Source organism: Oleiphilus sp. HI0125 (assembly GCF_001635355.1).
Genome location: NZ_LWGF01001183.1, coordinates 1 through 714, shown reverse-complemented (window position 1 = coordinate 714; position 714 = coordinate 1). Strand labels below are relative to the sequence as shown.

At 45.4% G+C, this 714-nt stretch carries 1 protein-coding gene; it reads right to left on the bottom strand.

Annotated features, from left to right (window positions below):
• Positions 1-714: methyltransferase domain-containing protein (locus A3762_RS20525; RefSeq protein ID WP_068757394.1), on the bottom strand; the 714-nt coding region annotated here is incomplete at both ends.

The window sequence follows — 714 nt, the reverse complement described above, 5'->3', positions numbered from 1 at the left end:
CCCTTTGAGCGACCTCTCGAGATATTATGCGCACCGATCGCTTTTAAATCCTTCATTAAATCCATAGGACGCTGATACTCAACAACTATTGGAGACTGCTCATCAACTAACACTTCATAACCAAGCTCCAACGCAGCGTTGAGGCAAGCCCTATAAGTCATAAACTCGTTTACATGCGTTGCGTCATCGACCCTAGACCATGACGTTTTCAACTCATCCAAAGTGCCATCGACTAAGGTTGAATAGCTTATGACACCACCAGGTTTTAGCGCAGCGTGAGCTTGCTTTAAGGCTGTTTTCAAGTCATTCACCCATTGAAGCGCCAAACTGGAGAAGCAAAAATCGAGAACCTCGGATTGCAAAGCTATATTTTCGGCATCTAGCACTAGAGGATAAAACGCACGAGTTGAAGTCGGTTCGTCAACCAACGCTTCCTCAGACCACCGGCTAAAGGCGTATCGCGCCATCGATTCAGAAATGTCGAGCAACAGCATTTCGGCGAGCTGGAATTTCGTTTTTACATCTGAGGAAAAATACCCAGTGCCGCAACCAAGATCTCCCCCAAGTCCTTGAGGGAAGGAAACATCGCACGCAAGAGTATGCTCAATTAACTGATTACCAACCATTTTCTGTAGATATGCTGAAGCGTCGTAATTTTGAGCGGCTTTACCGAACGAATTTGCTAACTCTGATTTACTCGCTACATTTTGATTG